At 66.4% G+C, this 16,548-nt stretch carries 11 protein-coding genes, 1 tRNA gene and 1 pseudogene; 9 read left to right on the forward strand and 4 right to left on the reverse strand.

Going from position 1 to position 16,548, the window contains the following annotated elements; translation table 11 throughout:
- The first annotated feature begins 159 nt into the window (after window positions 1-159).
- Complete coding sequence (locus tag BFAL_RS01795) at window positions 160-2,532, forward strand: heavy metal translocating P-type ATPase (RefSeq protein WP_055426747.1); 2,373 nt, start codon at window positions 160-162, stop codon at window positions 2,530-2,532.
- Between the two features lie 128 nt (window positions 2,533-2,660).
- Here BFAL_RS01795 and BFAL_RS01800 read toward each other — a convergent pair whose 3' ends face one another.
- Together BFAL_RS01800 and BFAL_RS11785 are read right to left on the reverse strand one after the other, a co-directional pair.
- Complete coding sequence (locus tag BFAL_RS01800; protein ID WP_055426748.1) at window positions 2,661-3,461, reverse strand: ATP-binding protein; 801 nt, start codon at window positions 3,459-3,461, stop codon at window positions 2,661-2,663.
- A 24-nt stretch (window positions 3,462-3,485) separates the two neighbouring features.
- Window positions 3,486-3,866 (reverse strand): annotated as a pseudogene (locus BFAL_RS11785) (AAA family ATPase); the annotation flags it as partial.
- 289 nt (window positions 3,867-4,155) lie between these two features.
- On the opposite strand from BFAL_RS11785, the gene BFAL_RS01805 reads away from it, so the two are divergent.
- The 4 genes from BFAL_RS01805 to xylA all read left to right on the forward strand — a co-directional run bounded on the left by BFAL_RS01805 (window position 4,156) and on the right by xylA (window position 9,704).
- Window positions 4,156-5,634 carry an FAD-dependent oxidoreductase gene (locus BFAL_RS01805; protein ID WP_055426740.1) on the forward strand — a complete coding sequence of 493 codons (1,479 nt, stop codon included), beginning with the start codon at window positions 4,156-4,158 and terminating at the stop codon, window positions 5,632-5,634.
- Window positions 5,635-5,831: 197 nt separating this feature from the next.
- Entirely contained in the window at window positions 5,832-6,983 is a 1,152-nt protein-coding gene (locus tag BFAL_RS01810; protein ID WP_160319012.1) for a serine hydrolase, read from the forward strand.
- Window positions 6,984-7,084: 101 nt separating this feature from the next.
- A complete protein-coding gene (gene htpX / locus BFAL_RS01815; protein WP_055426742.1) occupies window positions 7,085-8,041 on the forward strand; it encodes a zinc metalloprotease HtpX in 957 nt (318 codons plus the stop codon).
- A gap of 316 nt (window positions 8,042-8,357) precedes the next feature.
- On the forward strand, window positions 8,358-9,704 hold the full coding sequence (gene xylA, locus BFAL_RS01820) for a xylose isomerase (protein WP_055426743.1): 1,347 nt from the start codon (window positions 8,358-8,360) through the stop codon (window positions 9,702-9,704).
- Between the two features lie 707 nt (window positions 9,705-10,411).
- Here the strand turns inward: xylA and BFAL_RS01825 are convergent.
- Window positions 10,412-11,935 (reverse strand): xylulokinase, encoded by a 1,524-nt coding sequence (locus BFAL_RS01825; RefSeq protein ID WP_055426744.1) that lies wholly within the window; start codon window positions 11,933-11,935, stop codon window positions 10,412-10,414.
- Between the two features lie 349 nt (window positions 11,936-12,284).
- Here BFAL_RS01825 and BFAL_RS01830 point away from each other — a divergent pair, with 349 nt between their 5' ends.
- From BFAL_RS01830 to BFAL_RS01840, 4 genes are all read left to right on the forward strand, one after another.
- The gene (locus tag BFAL_RS01830; RefSeq protein WP_055426745.1) at window positions 12,285-13,508 is read left to right on the forward strand and encodes an ROK family protein; all 1,224 of its coding nucleotides are present in this window, start codon (window positions 12,285-12,287) and stop codon (window positions 13,506-13,508) included.
- A gap of 50 nt (window positions 13,509-13,558) precedes the next feature.
- On the forward strand, window positions 13,559-14,377 hold the full coding sequence (locus BFAL_RS01835; RefSeq protein ID WP_082440267.1) for a copper homeostasis protein CutC: 819 nt from the start codon (window positions 13,559-13,561) through the stop codon (window positions 14,375-14,377).
- An 11-nt stretch (window positions 14,378-14,388) separates the two neighbouring features.
- Window positions 14,389-14,535: a hypothetical protein gene (locus BFAL_RS11195; RefSeq protein WP_160319013.1), complete on the forward strand. Its 147-nt coding sequence runs from the start codon at window positions 14,389-14,391 to the stop codon at window positions 14,533-14,535.
- Between the two features lie 122 nt (window positions 14,536-14,657).
- Window positions 14,658-14,731 (forward strand) — tRNA-Gly (locus tag BFAL_RS01840).
- Between the two features lie 1,276 nt (window positions 14,732-16,007).
- Here the strand turns inward: BFAL_RS01840 and BFAL_RS01850 are convergent.
- Window positions 16,008-16,548 (reverse strand): C1 family peptidase (locus BFAL_RS01850; RefSeq protein ID WP_305765036.1); only part of this gene is annotated, 541 nt, incomplete at its 5' end.

Here is a 16,548-nt window from a genome sequence, read left to right on the forward strand (position 1 = left end):
GGAGCCCCCGTACCGCCCGTAACCACCGCCTCCGCCATCAGCGGTGCCTCCACCATCAGCGGCACCTCCGGAACCTCCGGCGCCCCCACGGCCTCCCCCCGCCCGTCGCGTCGTGGCTTCCGCGCGTCGGCGGTCATCGACCTGTGCCGCCGCGTGCCGATGCTGCCGGTCGTCGTGCTTTCGGCGATTCCCATCGCCTTGCTGTGGTCCGCCCGCCCGTGGGGCGCGTCGCCATGGGCGCACGCACTTGGCGAGGCGACGGGCGGCGCCATCACCCTTGACCCCTCGATCGGCCAGTGGGTCGCCGTAGCGCTCGTCGCGTACACGGTCGTCGTCACTGTCATCGGCATGGTCGACGACATCCGCCACGGCCACGTCGGCGTCGACCTGCTCGCCGTGCTCGCGATGCTCTCCACAATCGCCGTGGGCGAGTATTGGGCCGCATGGGCGGTGGTGCTCATGGTCACGTCCGGCGAGGCGATCGAGGAGTTCGCGCAGTCGAAGGCGGAGCACAGTCTCACCGCGTTGCTCGACGCCGCGCCGCGTACCGCGCACGTGGCGAATCTGCCGGGTGTCGGCAGAGCGGGGGCGCATTCGCGCGCCGCGCGCAACATCGCGCCGATCCGCGGCGACGACGGATTCCGCCATGTGGCGGCCTTCCGCGCCGTCGCGCCCGGCGACGCGACCGCGCGGGACGGCGTGTGCGCGCTCACCGGCCGCGACCCCGAAACCTGCGATACGGTCGTCGCGCAGGCCGACAGGCGCGTCCGTCCGGCTGCGGACGCGCGTTTCGAGACGGTTCCGGTCGATGAGGTGCGGCTCGGCGACGTCGTCATCGTGCTGCCGGGCGAGACGGTGCCGGTCGACGGCGAGCTGCTGAGCGGTTCGGCCACGCTCGACCTGAGCGCGATCAACGGCGAGCCGTTGCCGCGCGAGGTCTTCGCGGGCGCGCGCGTCATGTCCGGCGCGGTGAACGGTTCGGGCACGCTTGCGATGCGCGTCACGCAGGTCGCCGCCGATTCGCAGTATCAGCGGATTCTCGCGCTCGTCAGGGATGCGCAGGATTCTCGCCCTGCCGTCGTGAAGACGGCGGATCGTCTCGCCGTGCCGTTCACGGTGCTCGCGCTGCTCATCGCGGGGGTCGCGTGGGCGGTGGCGGGCACGCCGCTGCGGTTCGCGCAGGTGCTGGTGCTCGCCACGCCCTGCCCGCTGCTCATCGCCGCGCCGGTCGCGTACATCGCCGGCACGTCGCGGCTTGCGTCGTCCGGTGTGCTCATCAAGACGCAGGACATGATCGAACAGTTGGGGCGCGTCACGCAGGTGTTCTTCGACAAGACGGGCACGTTGACCGTCAAACAGCCGCAGGTCGTGCGCGTGGAACTGCTGGATGCGGGCTCGCGCTCCCCGCGGATCGACGAGGACCATGTGCTCATGTTCGCGGGCGTGGTCGAAAGCTATTCGATGCATGTGCTCGCCAACGGCATCGCCGCCGCCGGGCGCGAGGCCATCGGGCGTCTGCACGCGCGGTATGCGGCTGGCCGGCGCGAGTGCCCCGAACCGGAGGCGAGCCGGCCCGGCCATGGCCGCGACTATCCGGTGGTGAAGGACGTCAAGGAGACCTCCGGCAGCGGTATCGCGGCCGAAGTCGACGGGCACGTGGTGCGCGTGGGGCGACTCGCGTTCGCGGCCGCAGGCGACAATGGATTCCTGCCAACCGGTTCGGGTGCCGGTTTCGACCCAGTTTTCGGGTCGGGGCTGGCACAATCGGCCACACATGCCGCATCCGACCCATCCGCCGCCTCAGCCGACACCCAGGCCGGTCCGCGTCGCACGCGCTTCCGCGCGCTCGCGGCGGACGAAATGGCCTCGTACGTGTCCGTCGACGGCCGACTCGTCGGCCGCATCGTGCTGCGAGACGTGCCGCGCGCGAACGCCCGTGCGGCGCTGGCGCGCCTGCGCGCGCTCGGCGTCGCACGTCTCGCGATGCTCACCGGCGACAAGCGCGCCTCCGCCGAAATCGTCGCGCGCGAGGTCGGCGTCGACGAGGTGCACGCCGAACTGTTCCCGGAGGACAAGCTCGCGGTCGTGCGCGCGGCGGGGGCTTCGGCTGGGTCTGCTGCGGGGGAGCGGAACGGCGGTGCGCGCGGCGCCTTCGATTCGAGTGACGGGCGGCGCGGTTCGCGCGGCGGCGTCACGATGATGGTCGGCGACGGCGTGAACGACGCTCCGGTGCTCGCGGCCGCCGGCATCGGCGTCGCGATGACGGACGGGGTGTCGACCGCCGCCTCCGAATCCGCGCAGGTCGTCATCATGAACGACGATATCGCCGCCGTGCCGCGGGCCATCGCCATCGCGCGGCGCACGAAACGCGTGATGCTTCAGGCGGTGGTCGCGGGGCTTGCGCTCGCCGTCGTCGGCATGATCGCTGCCGCGTTCGACCTGATCCCGGTGGTGGTCGGCGCGTTCCTGCAGGAGGGCATCGACGTGGTGAGCATCCTGTGGGCCCTGACCGCCGTCCTCGACCGCGAGTGAGCGGGACATGGCTGACTGGCGGCGGGTTTGGCCGGTGAGGTGGTGTGGCCATTGGTCGGCAGGCCGTTGCGGGAGTTGCGGGACCGGTTCGGCGGTCTGCGGCCGTGCTGCCAATCCGCCGGTGGCCGTCACGCCTTGCCGGTCAGCCAGTCGTGTGCGGAGGTGACGCGGATGCCGTGCGAGACGTAGCTGGCCGCGACCCGTCCGACCACATATTGCCGTTCGCGGCCTATGCCCAGCGCGTCGCCGATCAGCGTCAAGTGCTTGGCGAACCGGTCATGGTAGGTTTGTCCGGATTTGATTTCGATGAGCCTGCGGTCGTTGATGTCGGTGAAATCAAGCAGGTCCACCTCGACTTTGCTGGCGTCGCGGTAGAAGAACAGCTGCGGCTCCACGCCTCTGTTCACATGGTATTTCATGGTTTCCGTGACGATGAGATTCTCGAACACATCGCCGAATTTGGGATGGGCGACCAGTTCCTCGACGGTACGGATACCCAGTAGATAGCAGAGCAGACCGGTGTCGTAGAAATACAGTTTCGGGGTTTTGGTCACCTGTTTGCGCACATTGGTGTGGAACGGCATGAGATGGAAGGCGATGTAGCTCGATTCCAAGATGGACAGCCACGCCTTGGCGGTTCTCGGGCTGATGCCGATCTCATTGGCGAGACCCGTGTAGTTGACGAGGGCGCCGGCGCTGAGCGCGCACAGGGTCAGGAACCTGCGGAAATCGGATATGCTTCGGACATCCAGATAATCCGTGACATCGCGTTCGATGTAGGTGTCGATGTAGTTCGAGAAGAACAGGTCGAGAGGCATGCCCGTCGCGTATGGGCGCGGGTAGCCGCCGTGCAGTGTGAAGGAGTCCGGCGTGGCCGACGCATCCGACGACAAGGCTTCCTCATAGGAGAACGGAAGCAGCTTGACCAGTCCCACGCGTCCCGCCAGCGACTGCCGGATGCGTTTGAGCAGCAGGAAGTTCTGCGAACCGGAAAGGACATACTGCCCGGGGCCGCCGCGTTCGTCGGACACGACCTGGATCATGGAGAACAGGTCCGGAGCGTATTGGGCCTCATCGACGATCAGCTTGGACGGTCGTTGCCGGATGAATCCCACTGGGTCGTCCAAGGCGGACTTGCGGATCTCCGGGTCTTCCAGATTCACATAGTCGTAGTCGGAGAACAGGGCCTTTGCGAGGGTGGATTTCCCGCTTTGGCGAGGTCCGGTGATGGATACCACAGGGAACCATTGCGCCAGACGGATTGCCTGCTCTCCCAGCATGCGCGGGGTCATGTTCCACCTCGGTTCCGGCGTCGCCTGAAGAGCGATTGCCATGATCTGACATTAGCGATTACCATAATCATACATTAGGCATTGCCATAATCTGACATTAGCGGCGCCCATAATCCGGTATTAGCGATTGCCATAATCTGACATTAGCGGCGGGTGCGGCGCTCACTGCATCGGGCGCCGCGACGGGCGCGGCACTGCGTTGGGGACGCCACGGCGGGACGCGCCGATCCCCTTTTCGCCGCATGCCGGCCTAAGAAACGAGGCATGTGCCCCGGAAATGTGGGGAAGACGACTCTTTCGCGATTCGCCCGCCTGCGATACCCTGTAAGGCGTGACTGAATCTTCGAATACCTCCGCAAACGCTGCAAACGCCGCGAACGAACTCCGCATCGCCGTGATCGGCGCCGGCCCCGCCGGCGTCTACTCCTCGGACATCTTCCTGCGCCAGCTCAAGAAGCTGGGCGCCGGGCTCGGCCTCGGCACCGAGGCGCGCATCGACCTGTTCGAGAAGCTGCCCGTGCCGTTCGGCCTGGTCCGCTACGGCGTGGCCCCCGACCACCCGTCCATCAAGTTCATCGCCTCCGCGCTCGAGAAGACGCTCGACAACCCGGACATCCACCTGTACTGCGACGTGGAGTTTGGCAAGGACGTCACCCTCGACGACCTGCTCGCCCGCTACGACGCCGTGCTGTTCGCCACCGGCGCCGTCAAGGACAAGCCGCTCACCATCCCCGGCGCCGACCTCGACGGCGTGTATGGAGCCGCCAAGTTCGTCGAATGGTACGACGGCTACCCCACGGGCGCGCGCGAATGGCCGCTCACGGCCGAGAACGTCGCCGTGATCGGCGGCGGCAACGTGGCGATGGACGTCGCCCGCGAGCTCATGCGCAACGCCGACGACCTCAAGGCCAAGACCGACATTCCGGACAACGTCTACGAGGGCATCCAGGCCAACAAGGCGAAGGTGCTGCACCTGTTCATCCGCCGCGGCGTGGCCCAGGCCAAGTTCAGCGTGCAGGAGCTGCGCGAGATGGAGAAGCTGCCCGGCGTGCAGCTCATCATCAACGAGGACGACTTCGAGCTGGACGACGAGACCATCGAGGTGGCCGGCAAGGACAAGCTCACCCGCCAGATGGTCGAGGAGCTGTTCGCCATCCGCGAGATGGCCGAAGACATGGAGGACGACGGCGACGTCGACTACGAGGGCAACCCGGCCGACCGCAAGTACTACGTCCACTTCAACTCCGCGCCCACCGAGATCCTCGGCGAGGACGGCAAGGTGAAGGCCATCCGCGTCGAACGCACCGAAACCGGCGCCGACGGCAAGATGCACCGCACCGGCGAGTTCACCGACTATCCGGTCGAGGCCGTCTATCACGCGATCGGCTACAAGCCCGCCGAAGCGCCCGGCATCGCCTACGACGAGCGCGGTGCGCACCTCGCCAACGCGAACGGCGACGGCCGCATCACCACCGAAGCCGAGGGCGGCGACGTGCGCGAGCGTCTGTACGCCACCGGTTGGGCCAAGCGCGGCCCGGTCGGCCTGATCGGCTCCACGAAGTCCGACGCGCTCGCCATCGTGACGAACATGCTCGAGGACCTCGCGAAGGCCGCGGAAGGCGGTCGCGTCGCGGCCGACCGCGACCCCGAATCCATCGACCGTCTGCTCGCCGAACGCGGCGTCAAGCCAATCGACTTCGCCGGCTGGAAGAAGGTCGACGCGTTCGAGCGCGCCGAGGGCGCCAAAGAGGGCCGCGAGCACAAGAAGGTCGTCGAGCCCGACCAAATGCGCGAACTCGCCCACGCCTGAGACTACGCTGGCGCCGCATGGTGAGGTTTCATGCTGAAGATGGCGCCCGTCACGGCGACGACCGTCCGTCACGACGTTCCGGTGTTTCACGTGGAACACCGGGCGCCGCGCGCGGCGTGAACGAGTCCTGTGCCGCGCATGGCCATGCGGCGCCGCGCCGGCACCGCTATCGCCCGCGCCGCAACGTGTCCGCGCGCATGCGGCGCGTGTACCTGCGTCGCCGCATCGTCGTCGGCGCCGCCGCGCTCGCCGTGGTCGTGCTCGTCGTCTCTGTCGTCGCGCACGTGCCCGGCTGGATCGGCGACGCGACGAGCGCCGTCGACGACGCAGTGAGCGCGTCGCAGGGGCATCCGACGCTCGCGCGCAAGGCCGCGACGAAGCCGCGTGCCGCCACGCGCGCGGAACTCGCGATCGCCGCGCTCGACGGTCTCGACGCGGACGCGGACGTCTCCACGCAAGGATTTACGCTCTCCGACGACGATCGTGCGCGCCTCGACGACGCACTCAAGATATTCACCGACGCCGGATACTCCGCGTCGGTCGCGATGGTGGACATGACCACCCACAAGGCGCTCGCCGTGAACGGCGGCACCGAGCGGTATTCCGCCTCCGCGATCAAAGGCCCCTACGTGATATCACTCGCCGCGACCGGCGTCATCGACCTCGACGCCGTCGCCGGGGAACAGGACGCGAATCCGGCCGAAACCGGCGCCGACGGCAATCCCGTCTCCACTGGCGACGGCGACACCGCCGGCGCGACGGACGACGCCGAAAGCGAGGCGGCCATCGCCGCCGACATCGCGCAGACCGCGACCGGCGCCGGCGTGAACGGGCTCATCGGGCAGGCCATCACCATCTCCGACAACAGTGCGTTCGCCGCATTGCACCGCACGTACGGCGCGGGCGCGTTCGCGCAATGGGCGCAACGCGCGCACGTCGCCGTCGACGTGACGTCCGGCGCGTACCTGAACATGAGCGCCATCGACCTCGCGCGCATGTGGGCGGCCGGCTACGGGTACCTGTTCGACGGCGACACGCTCGCCGTGAACGGCTCGCACCCGTCCGCCGCCGAATCGTCGCGGCAGTGGCTCGCCGGCGAGTACACGAACACGCTCAACTCCGGCATCCACCAGGCGCTCGGCGGGGACGACGGGTACACCGTCTACACGAAAGCCGGGTGGATCGACGGCGACGGCGGGTACCATGCGCTCAACGACGCCGGCATCGTCTCCACCGATTCCGGTGACTACGTGCTTGCGGTGATGACCGACGCCGTCGACCAATACGACATGCTCGCCGGGCTCGTGGGCACGCTCGACGGCATCCGGACCGACGCGCTCGCGCGGTGAGCGGGCGGGGCGTCCTTCGCTCCCGGGGCCTTCGCTCCCGGGTCCTTCGCTCCCGGGCGATGTCCAGCTAAAACCCAGATACAGCCGTTAGCGTGAGCCGTATGAACGGCGAAATGCGTGTGCACGGCCATCACAATGGCCTGAAGACGACCCTACTGTTCGGATTGATGTGGGGCGTCATCATGCTGGTCTGGTGGGCCACCGGCGGCTCCCGCGGCACTCTCGGCATCTTCATTCTCATCGGATTGGGCAGCACGTTCTTCTCCTACTGGTTCTCCGACAAACTCGCCATCGCGTCGATGGGCGCGACGGAGGTCAGCGAGGCCGAGGCGCCCACGCTGTACAAGATCGTGCGCGAACTGTCCGCGAAAGCCGGCAAGCCGATGCCGCGCATCTACGTCGCGCCGACGATGAGCCCGAACGCCTTCGCCACCGGGCGCAACGAACGCCACGCGGCCGTGTGCTGCACGCAGGGCATCCTGCGCATCCTCAACGAGCGCGAGGTCCGCGGCGTGCTCGGGCACGAGCTCATGCACGTGTACAACCGCGACATCCTCACCTCCGCCGTCGCCTCCGCGATGGCGACCGTCATCACGTATCTCGGCTACTCGCTCATGTACTTCGGCGGCGGCACGTCGCGCGACGACCGCGAGAACTCTTCCGGCGGACTCGGCCTGATCGGCGTGCTGCTGAGCGCGATTCTCGCGCCGATCGCCGCGACGCTGCTGCAATTGGCAATTTCGCGCACGCGCGAATATGATGCGGACGAAGACGGCAGCCGGCTCACCGGCGACCCAGAGGCGCTCGCCTCCGCGCTCAACAAGATCTCCTATGGCGCGCAGACCACGCCGATGCGCAAGACCGCGGGCACGCAGTCGGTGTCCGCGATGATGATCGCGAACCCGTTCTCCTCCGTCGGATTCTCGAAACTGTTCTCCACCCACCCGCCGACCGAGGACCGCATCGCGCGCCTGATGCAGATGTCGCGGGAAATGAGCGCTGCTCAGGTGTACGGTGGTTCCGGGTACAACGGTTCCCCGGCGCAAGTGCGCTACTGATCTGTGTTCGTTTCTAAGTCGTTTTCGTTTCTTCGTTTCGTCCTTCTCCTTCATCGCCCTCCTCTTTCATTTCCCTTGCCTTTCCTCCGCGCGATTTTGGTGCGCTGCAAGGGCGTTTTGCGCACCAAAATCGCGCGGGAAGAGAGGCGACACGCTGTGCGCGCGGCAATAAGTTTATTCGTTTGACAAAGATAGTTCGGTCATTTAACATAGTGAACCGTCGGCCGGGGACGGACGGCGGCGCGAGATAGGCGCCGCGGTGCGGGGTCGGCCGGAATGCGAAGCGAACAGAACGCACACATCAAAGGAGACTGCAATGGGTCTGTGGGACATCGATAAGATCGAATACGTCGGTCGCAAGGGCGGCGCCAAGGAAGGCCTCGGCTTCCGCTACTACGACGCCGACAAGGTCGTCGCCGGCAAGAAGATGAAGGACTGGCTGCGCTTCGCCGTGGCCTACTGGCACACCTTCGACCAGCGCCTCGTCGACCCGTTCGGCGACGGCACCGCCGAGCGTCCGTACGACAAGTACACCAAGCCGATGGATCTGGCCCTCGCCAAGGTCGACTACGCCTTCGAGTTCTACACCAAGCTCGGCGTCGAATACTTCTGCTTCCACGACCGCGACATCGCCCCGGAGGGCGACACCCTGCGCGAGACCAACGCCAACCTCGACAAGGTCGTCGACAAGATCGAGGAGAACATGAAGTCCACCGGTGCCAAGCTGCTGTGGAACACCCAGAACCTGTTCACCAACCCGCGTTTCGTCTCCGGCGCCGCCACCTCGCCGTTCGCCGACATCTTCGCCTACTCGGGCGCCCAGGTCAAGAAGAGCCTCGAGATTGCCAAGCGTCTCGGCGCCGAGAACTACGTGTTCTGGGGCGGCCGTGAAGGCTACGAGAACCTGTGGAACACGCAGATGCACCGCGAGCAGGCCCACATGGCCAAGCTCTTCCATCTCGCCGCCGACTACGCCAAGGAGATCGGATTCACCGGCCAGTTCCTCATCGAGCCGAAGCCGAAGGAACCGACCTCGCACCAGTACGACTTCGACGCGGCCGCTGCGCTCGCGTTCCTCAAGACCTTCGACCTCGAGGACGTTTTCAAGCTGAACCTCGAAGGCAACCACGCCAACCTCGCCGGCCACTCCTACCAGCACGAGGTGCGCTTCGCCCGCGAGAACGGCGTGCTCGGCTCCCTTGACGCCAACCAGGGCGACAAGCTCATTGGCTGGGACATGGACGAGTTCCCGTCTGACCTGTACGACTGCGTCGCCGTGATGTGGGAGGTCCTCGCCAACGGTTCGATCGGCCCCCACGGTGGTCTGAACTTCGACGCCAAGCCGCGCCGCACCTCCTTCGAGGCCGACGATCTGTTCCGCGCGCACATCGTGGGCATGGACTCCTACGCCGCCGGTCTGCTCGTTGCCGCCAAGATGCACGAGGACCACTACATCGAGGACCTGCAGGCCGACCGCTACAGCTCTTACGAGTCCGGCATCGGCGCCTCCATCGAGGACGGCACCGCCACGCTGGCCTCCTTGGAGGAGTACAGCCTCGACAAGACTCAGGCCGAGCTGCGCGCCGCCACCAAGTCCGACCACCTCGAGCAGGTCAAGGCCACGATCAACAACTACATCGTCGACGCCCTCGCCGAGGCGTGATGATTCGATGGGCCGTTTCGCGGCAATCGCCTGAACCGTGAAGATGAAGGCAAGCTGTAACGGTCCACGATTGTGGTTGCTCTCACTCGTGTGAAGCGAGTGAGAGCAACCACCGGGTCGCCTTTCCTTTCATCGATGAGTGCCCCGGCTGCAATTGCGGCCGGGGCACTCATGTATATGGGTTCCTATGTTGTTGCCGACCTTGTGAGGGGTTGTTGTGTCGTGCCCGGGTCGGTTGTGGTGAGCGTGCTTCGCTTTGGCCTTGACGGTTCGTTGTCGTGGTCCGTGTCGGTTGGTTCCATGCGGCAACCTGCGCGGTTTGGTGGGTAATGTGCGCAGTCGGGGGTGCAACCTGCGCGGTTTGATGGGCAGCCTGCGCAGTCAGGCGTGTAAACCTGAGCAGTTGGATGCCCAACCTGCGCACACCCATGCTGAAGAACGCCCGTTTCCGGGCGGACGGCGATTTCGGAATCGTTGATATTCCGGGCTTGCCGCCCGGTGCATCCGAGGCCGGAGGCACCGGCTGCTCGACCCCTATGCGCAGGATATGCGCTTGACTGCACAGGTTTGGTCTCCGATCGCGCAGGTTCGGTCGCCAAGTGCGCAGGTTTGCCTCGCAATTGCGCAGGTTCGGTCGCTGACTGCGCAGGTTCGGCTCACAAATACAGCATGCCTGCGAATTCGACCGCCGGTATGCCGCCGCGCCGTCAGCCGCGGTACTTCACATACTGCTCGTAGACCTGCGGGGTCGCATCGCCGGTCAGGGTCTCCTCGATGGTGAGCGGCCACGTCGGCGGCTCGGTCTTGCCGGAGAGCACCCATGCGGCCTGGCGCGCGGCGCCGATCGCCACGTATTCGTCGGTGGCCGGCAGCTCGATGTCCATTCCGAGCACGCCCGGCGCGTAGGCGCGCACGGCCTCCGACTTCGCGCCGCCGCCGATGAGCAGCACGCGCGTCACATCCGCGCCCAGCGAGCGGATGAGTTCGAGGCAGTCGCGCTGCGAGCACAGCAGCCCTTCGACGAACGCGCGCGCGATGTTCGCCTTCGTTGTGTTGTGCAGGGTCATGCCGTGCAGGGTGGCGGTCGCGTCCGGGCGGTTCGGCGTGCGCTCGCCGTCGAAGTACGGGATCAGGGTCACGCCTTCGGCGCCCGGCACGGATTGCGCGGCCAGTGCGGCGAGCTCGTCGTAGTCGACGCCGAGCGCGGCGCGGCCGGCGTCGGAGATGCGCGAACCGTTGATCGTGCAGGCGAGCGGCAGGTAGTGGCCGGTGCAGTCGGCGAATCCGGAGATTGCGCCGGTCAGGTCGTAGACGGGGTTCTCGGCGATGGCCGCGGCCACGCCGGACGTGCCGAGCGATACGGACACGTCGCCCACGTTCATGCCGAGGCCGAGCGAGGCCATCGCGTTGTCGCCGCCACCGGGGCCGAGGATGCATCCGCCTTCCACGTTCTTGCCGGCGATGGTGGGGGATGCCTTCACCGCGGCGACGTCGCGCGGACCAAGCACCTCGGGCAGGACGATCGCGTCGGCGTGGGCCTTGGCATCGCCTTCGCCTTCCGCGGCAGCCAGCACCATGGCGATGAGGTCGCGGCGGTATTCGCCGTGCGCCGCATCGTAGTAGATGGTGCCGGAGGCGTCGGAACGGTCGGTGAACAATGTGTCGAGATGCGCGTCCTCGCCTTCCTCGACGGGCCCGTAGCCTGCGATGCGCCAGCTCAGCCAGTCGTGCGGCAGGCAGATCGCGGCGATGCGGCGCGCGTTCTCCGGCTCGTTTTCGGCCACCCACGCGACTTTGGTGAGGGTGTAGGAGGCGACCGGCGAGGAGCCGACGGCCTTGACCCAGCGCTGCTTGCCGCGTGCGACGACATCCTCAGGCTCGCCGGGCTCCGCCGGGGAGGCGGCTCCGAGACGTTCGATCAGGGCGGCGGCCTGCGGGGCGGAGCTGATGTCGTTCCACAGCATCGCGTCGCGGATCACGTGGCCCTGCCGGTCGAGCAGCACCATGCCGTGCTGCTGCCCGCCGACGGCCAACGCGGCGACGTCGTCGAGCCCGCCGGCCTGTTCGGCGGCCGTCTGGAACGCCTCCCACCAGTATTCGGGGTTGGCGGACGTGCCGTCCGGGTGCTTGGCTTGGCCGAAGCGCACGAGCGCGCCGGTTGCGGCGTCGGTGACGCGCACTTTCGTGGACTGCGTCGACGTATCCACGCCGGCGACCAGTACTTGGGTCATGGTTCCTCCTCGGTGAGGGGCGTGCCGGAGTGTGCGGCGCGCCGCATCGGACAATAAGTTAGACGATTAAACTATAAGGTATATTGGAAGACGGGCGCAACCGGGGACACGCGTGGCAGGGGTGCCGCAGATGCGTCACGTCAAACGTCACGTCAAGCGCCTCGTGAAGCGCCACAGCGAGAATCCGGCGGAAGATCCGAGCTGGGCGCGCGGCCGCGACGTTTCCCCCATGTGCCACACTGAAAAGGCATCGTGGCGCGGATGCTCGGCCGTTCGCCGCATGAACGACGTAACACCGCGGACGGAACGGGGCCGGACGTAATAGGACGGAACAGGAAGGAGTCGAGACATGGCGAACCCCAGAAAGATCAACCAGGATGACCTGCGCAACCACAATCTTTCGGTGACCCTCGACACCATCCTGTGTGCGAAGACCCCACTCAGCCGCGCCGACCTCGCCAAGGAAACCGGGCTCACCAAGGCGACGATGTCGCTGTTGGTCTCGATGCTGCTGGATTTCGGCGCGATCCGCGAAGGCGATCCCGTCGCACCGGCGGCATATGGCAGGCCGAGCACGCCGCTGCGCATGAACGGCGGCCGCATCGCCGGCATCGGCCTGCAGGTGAACACGGACGGCTACGGTTGTCTCGCGCTCGACGTGAACGGCGACACGCTCGGCCTCGACTGGGTGAATGACGACATGACCGGCACGGACCCCGGCGATATCTTCGCGAAACTCGATGCCATGGCCGTGCGATTGGAGCGGCGCCTCGCGCGCCGGGGATTCATCGTCGCCGGCACCGGCCTCGCGCTGCCCGGCATCGTCTACGGTCTGGAATTGCTCACGGCGCGCAACCTCGGCTGGGCGAACGTGGACCTATCCCGCTTCGACGTGGTGCACCGCCTGCACGCGGCTCCCGGCAACGAGGCGAAGATGGCCGCGATCGCGCAGATTCCCGGGTACGCCACCGAACGCGCCGGCTTCCTCAACGTTGTCGACCGGCGTGATTCGTTCATCTACGTGTCGACGGACATCGGCATCGGCGGCGCCGTGGTGCGCGACGGCGATGTGGTGAAGGGCTCGCACGGCTTCTCCGGCGAAATCGGGCACCTGTCCGTGAACATAGACGGTCCGGTGTGCGGCTGCGGGCGCAAGGGATGCCTGGAGATGTACGCCGGGCGGCGCGCGCTGGTCGAGGCCGCGGGCCTCGCCGCCGGCGCGGCCACCACGAAGAGGGAGTTCGCGGAACGGCTGCTGGAACGGTGGCGTTCCGGCGATGCGGCCGCGGTCCGCGCAGTCGATCGCGCCGTGGACGCGATGGTGTCCGCCATCGCCTCGGCGGTGAACGTCGTCGACGTCGACACCGTCGTGGTCGGCGGATTGTGGGCGCATTTCGGCGACGACCTGACCGCCGAGCTCGAACGGCGACTGAACGCGCAGATCGTCGGCGCGCCGGGCATGGGCGTGCGCGTGGCCGCCGCCCCGGTGGCGGAGCATCCTTCGCTGTATGGCGCGGCCGAAATGGGATTGCGGCGGTTCATTGAAGACCCGCTGCCGTTCATCACCGCCTGAAGCCATGCCATGTCCTGAAGCGGGGTTCGCGAGCGGTACAATCATTCGGTATGAACGCAACGACGCATCATACCGCCCAACATGACGGGCAACATACCGAACATCATTCCGCGCGGCGTCCCCTCCTGGAGATCGCGGTGCAGGACGCGCTCGGCGCGCGCATCGCCGCCGCCGAAGGCGCCGACCGCATCGAACTGTGCGCGGCTCTCGGCGCGACCGGCGGACTCACCCCGAGCTTCGGCGCGATACGGATGTGCGCCGAGGCCGGCGTGCCGCGCGGCGTGCACGTGCTCATCCGCAACCGCGGCGGTGATTTCATCTTCGACGCCGACGATCAGGCGCAACAACTCGCCGACGTCCGCCCCGCGCTCGAAGCGGGCGCAAGCGGCATCGTCGTCGGCGGATTGCGCGCGGATGGGGGCATCGACGCCGACTTCGCGCGACGGCTCGCCGACACCGCACGCGACGAGGCGCAACGGCTCGGGCTGCCGCACGTCGACGTGACGTTCCACCGCGCGTTCGACATGGTGCCGGCCGCGCGGCGCCGCGACTCGCTGGAAACGCTGATTGCGCTCGGATACACGCGGATCCTGACCTCCGGCGGCGCGCCGACCGTGCCGGAAGGGCTCGAGGCGCTCGCCGAACTGGCCGCGTGGGCCGACGGGCGCATCGAGATCATGGCCGGTGGCGGATTGAAAGCGGCGGGTTTCGCGCGTGCGGCCGCGAGCGGCGTGGACGCGCTGCACTTGTCCGCCAAAACCGTGGTGCGTTCCGCAGGCGGGCCGGGTGGCGGCGGCAGTGACGGCGCGTACGAGCGCACCGACGCCGCGCAGGTGCGCGAAGCGGTGCGCGTGGTGCGCGGGCTGTGATGTGGCGTGGCGTGGGCTGTGGCGTGGCGTGGCGCGATGTGGACGTGGGCGAGTATTGGGCCGCATGGGTGGTCGTGCTCATGGTCGCCTCCGGTGAGGCAATCGAGGAGTTCGCGCAGTCGGGTGGGCGTGACGAGGCGTGGCGTGGCGCGGTATAAGGACCGGCTGGGAGGTGTGCGAATGGCGTGACGCAAGGGGCGAGCCCACGTAGTGAGACGGTGTGGGCTGGCGTCTTGCCCCGTGATACACTGGTGGCTCGCGTCCAAAAGACGCACCCTTCGCGGATGTAGTTCATCGGTAGAACGAAAGCTTCCCAAGCTTTAAAGGCGGGTTCGACTCCCGTCATCCGCTCCAGTCTCCACTCCGTCGTTTCGGCGGTATTCCAACATTGATAATGGAAGTATCCGGCCCCGGGAGGCGACCTAGGTTTCAACTGACGACGGTGTCTGTCATTGATTTATTCCTTCTTAGGTTTCTCTCCAGCCCTTGACTTGGCACATGACTCGGTATTTTTCTCAGCGCTCCGCCTATGCTCTCGTTCACGCGTTCGGCCCCCGCGTCAAGATCGCGAGAACGCCGTGAGAACAATTGCGGCGCTATTGCCGTTTTGGTGGGTTGAGAAGAGAGACGAGCGAAATGGGGGAGAGCTGGGTTCGATTCTGCGCGATCGGATGGCGAACCGGTGTGGGTTGGTGACTTCGGTCTGGTGGGAGCCTGTGCGGGGCTGGGGCCGCGGTCTGTTTTTCGAACCTGTACACTCCGGTGACGAACATGTACGGTCTGGGCTCGATTCTGTGCAATCTGGTAGTGAACCTGCGCGACTGGGACTCGAACCTGCGCAGTCTGATGGCGAACCTGCGCATGGGGGTCGTGAAGGCCGGCTTGCGCCGAGCGGGGGGATGTTGGGGATTTCCTTGGTGTTCCGGGCTTTTCGGGATGTGGTATATGCGTTCCGGAGCTTTGCGCAGGGCTTCTTTCAGCACCCCTATGCGCAGGTTGTGGTCACGACTGCGCAGGTTAGCTGTTCAACTGCGCAGGTCATGCCTTGGACCGCGCAAGTTCACGACCGGAGGGGATACTTGACTGAATAAACCTGGGGTTGCTCGGCTAGGCAAGCACGGGGTATCTGGTCTGGTCAGCATGAGGCTAGCCGGTCGAACAACCATTGGGGTATTTGACCGAATAAGCTCGAGGCTGACTGGTCTCGGCGGCGCCACGTTCCGTACGATCCGGCATGGGACACAGCCATATCCGCATCGGCCTGCAGCGGTGGGACCGAACCCACATAGCAGCCTGAATACGCATGCCGGTACTGAGGCTGTATGCACACCGGTACAGAAGCCGTATACATCCGGTATCTCCCGGCATTGATATGCGCAGGCACAACTCATCCCATGGTGCGGTAACACATTTTCTTCATAAGCCCGGAATCATGCGGTTTTCTCATACCGCACCATGGGTGATTTACCGCACCATGGGAAAAGAGCAGGGTGCGGACGGGGAGAGAAGGGGAGTGTGAGGAGGGAGAAGGAAGAAAAGTGGGCTGAGAGATGCGGGTGTGTGGGTGCGGAAGTGAGCGTGTGCGAGTGCGGGAGTGAGCGTGTGGGGAGAGACAGGTATGGAAGAGGAATCACTCGCAGCGGGTGGCGCGGGAGAGGGGTTCCCACGGTTGCACGGGCACCGGCTTGGTGGCGAAGATCGCGCGCGTGCCCGTGTCCAGCACATCCAGATGGATCGCGGCCTCGTTCACGTAGTCGTCGAACCAGGCGTCGGTGGCGACGAAGTAGCCGTCGCGGCCCGCGTCCTTACCCCAGCTGTTCTCGATCTTCCAACGGTTCGGCTTGCCGTTGGCGTCCAGATTCACACCGATCAACGTCATCGCGTGGTTCGACGGGCTCACGCCATACTCCAAACGGTCGCCCTTGCCCATCGTGTAGGAGATGCCGAACAGATCCTCCACGCGCACTACGTCACGGCTGAACACGCCTTCGCCTCGCAGCGAGAACTGGTCGCAGTCGCACGCGAACCACACCGGGCGCCCGCTCTTCAACTGCTTGATGACCGCCTCCTTGAACACGCTCATCTCCACGTTCGCGAACTGGATCGGTTTGCCGCCCACCACGTTGCCGGTGTGCTCGAGGCGGTACAACTGGTCGAACGGCGTGCGCGCC

This window comes from Bifidobacterium aesculapii (genome assembly GCF_001417815.1).
Classification (GTDB): Bacteria; Actinomycetota; Actinomycetes; order Actinomycetales; family Bifidobacteriaceae; genus Bifidobacterium; species Bifidobacterium aesculapii.

What these genes read in the sequence shown, in the direction of transcription:
- BFAL_RS01795 (WP_055426747.1), top strand. Translation starts at nt 160, where the DNA reads ATGCTGCCGGTCGTCGTGCTTTCGGCGATTCCCATCGCCTTGCTGTGG.
- BFAL_RS01810 (WP_160319012.1), top strand. Translation starts at nt 5,832, where the DNA reads ATGCGGCGCGTGTACCTGCGTCGCCGCATCGTCGTCGGCGCCGCCGCG.
- htpX (WP_055426742.1), top strand. Translation starts at nt 7,085, where the DNA reads ATGAACGGCGAAATGCGTGTGCACGGCCATCACAATGGCCTGAAGACG.
- xylA (WP_055426743.1), top strand. Translation starts at nt 8,358, where the DNA reads ATGGGTCTGTGGGACATCGATAAGATCGAATACGTCGGTCGCAAGGGC.
- BFAL_RS01825 (WP_055426744.1), bottom strand. Translation starts at nt 11,935, where the DNA reads ATGACCCAAGTACTGGTCGCCGGCGTGGATACGTCGACGCAGTCCACG.
- BFAL_RS01830 (WP_055426745.1), top strand. Translation starts at nt 12,285, where the DNA reads ATGGCGAACCCCAGAAAGATCAACCAGGATGACCTGCGCAACCACAAT.
- BFAL_RS01835 (WP_082440267.1), top strand. Translation starts at nt 13,559, where the DNA reads ATGAACGCAACGACGCATCATACCGCCCAACATGACGGGCAACATACC.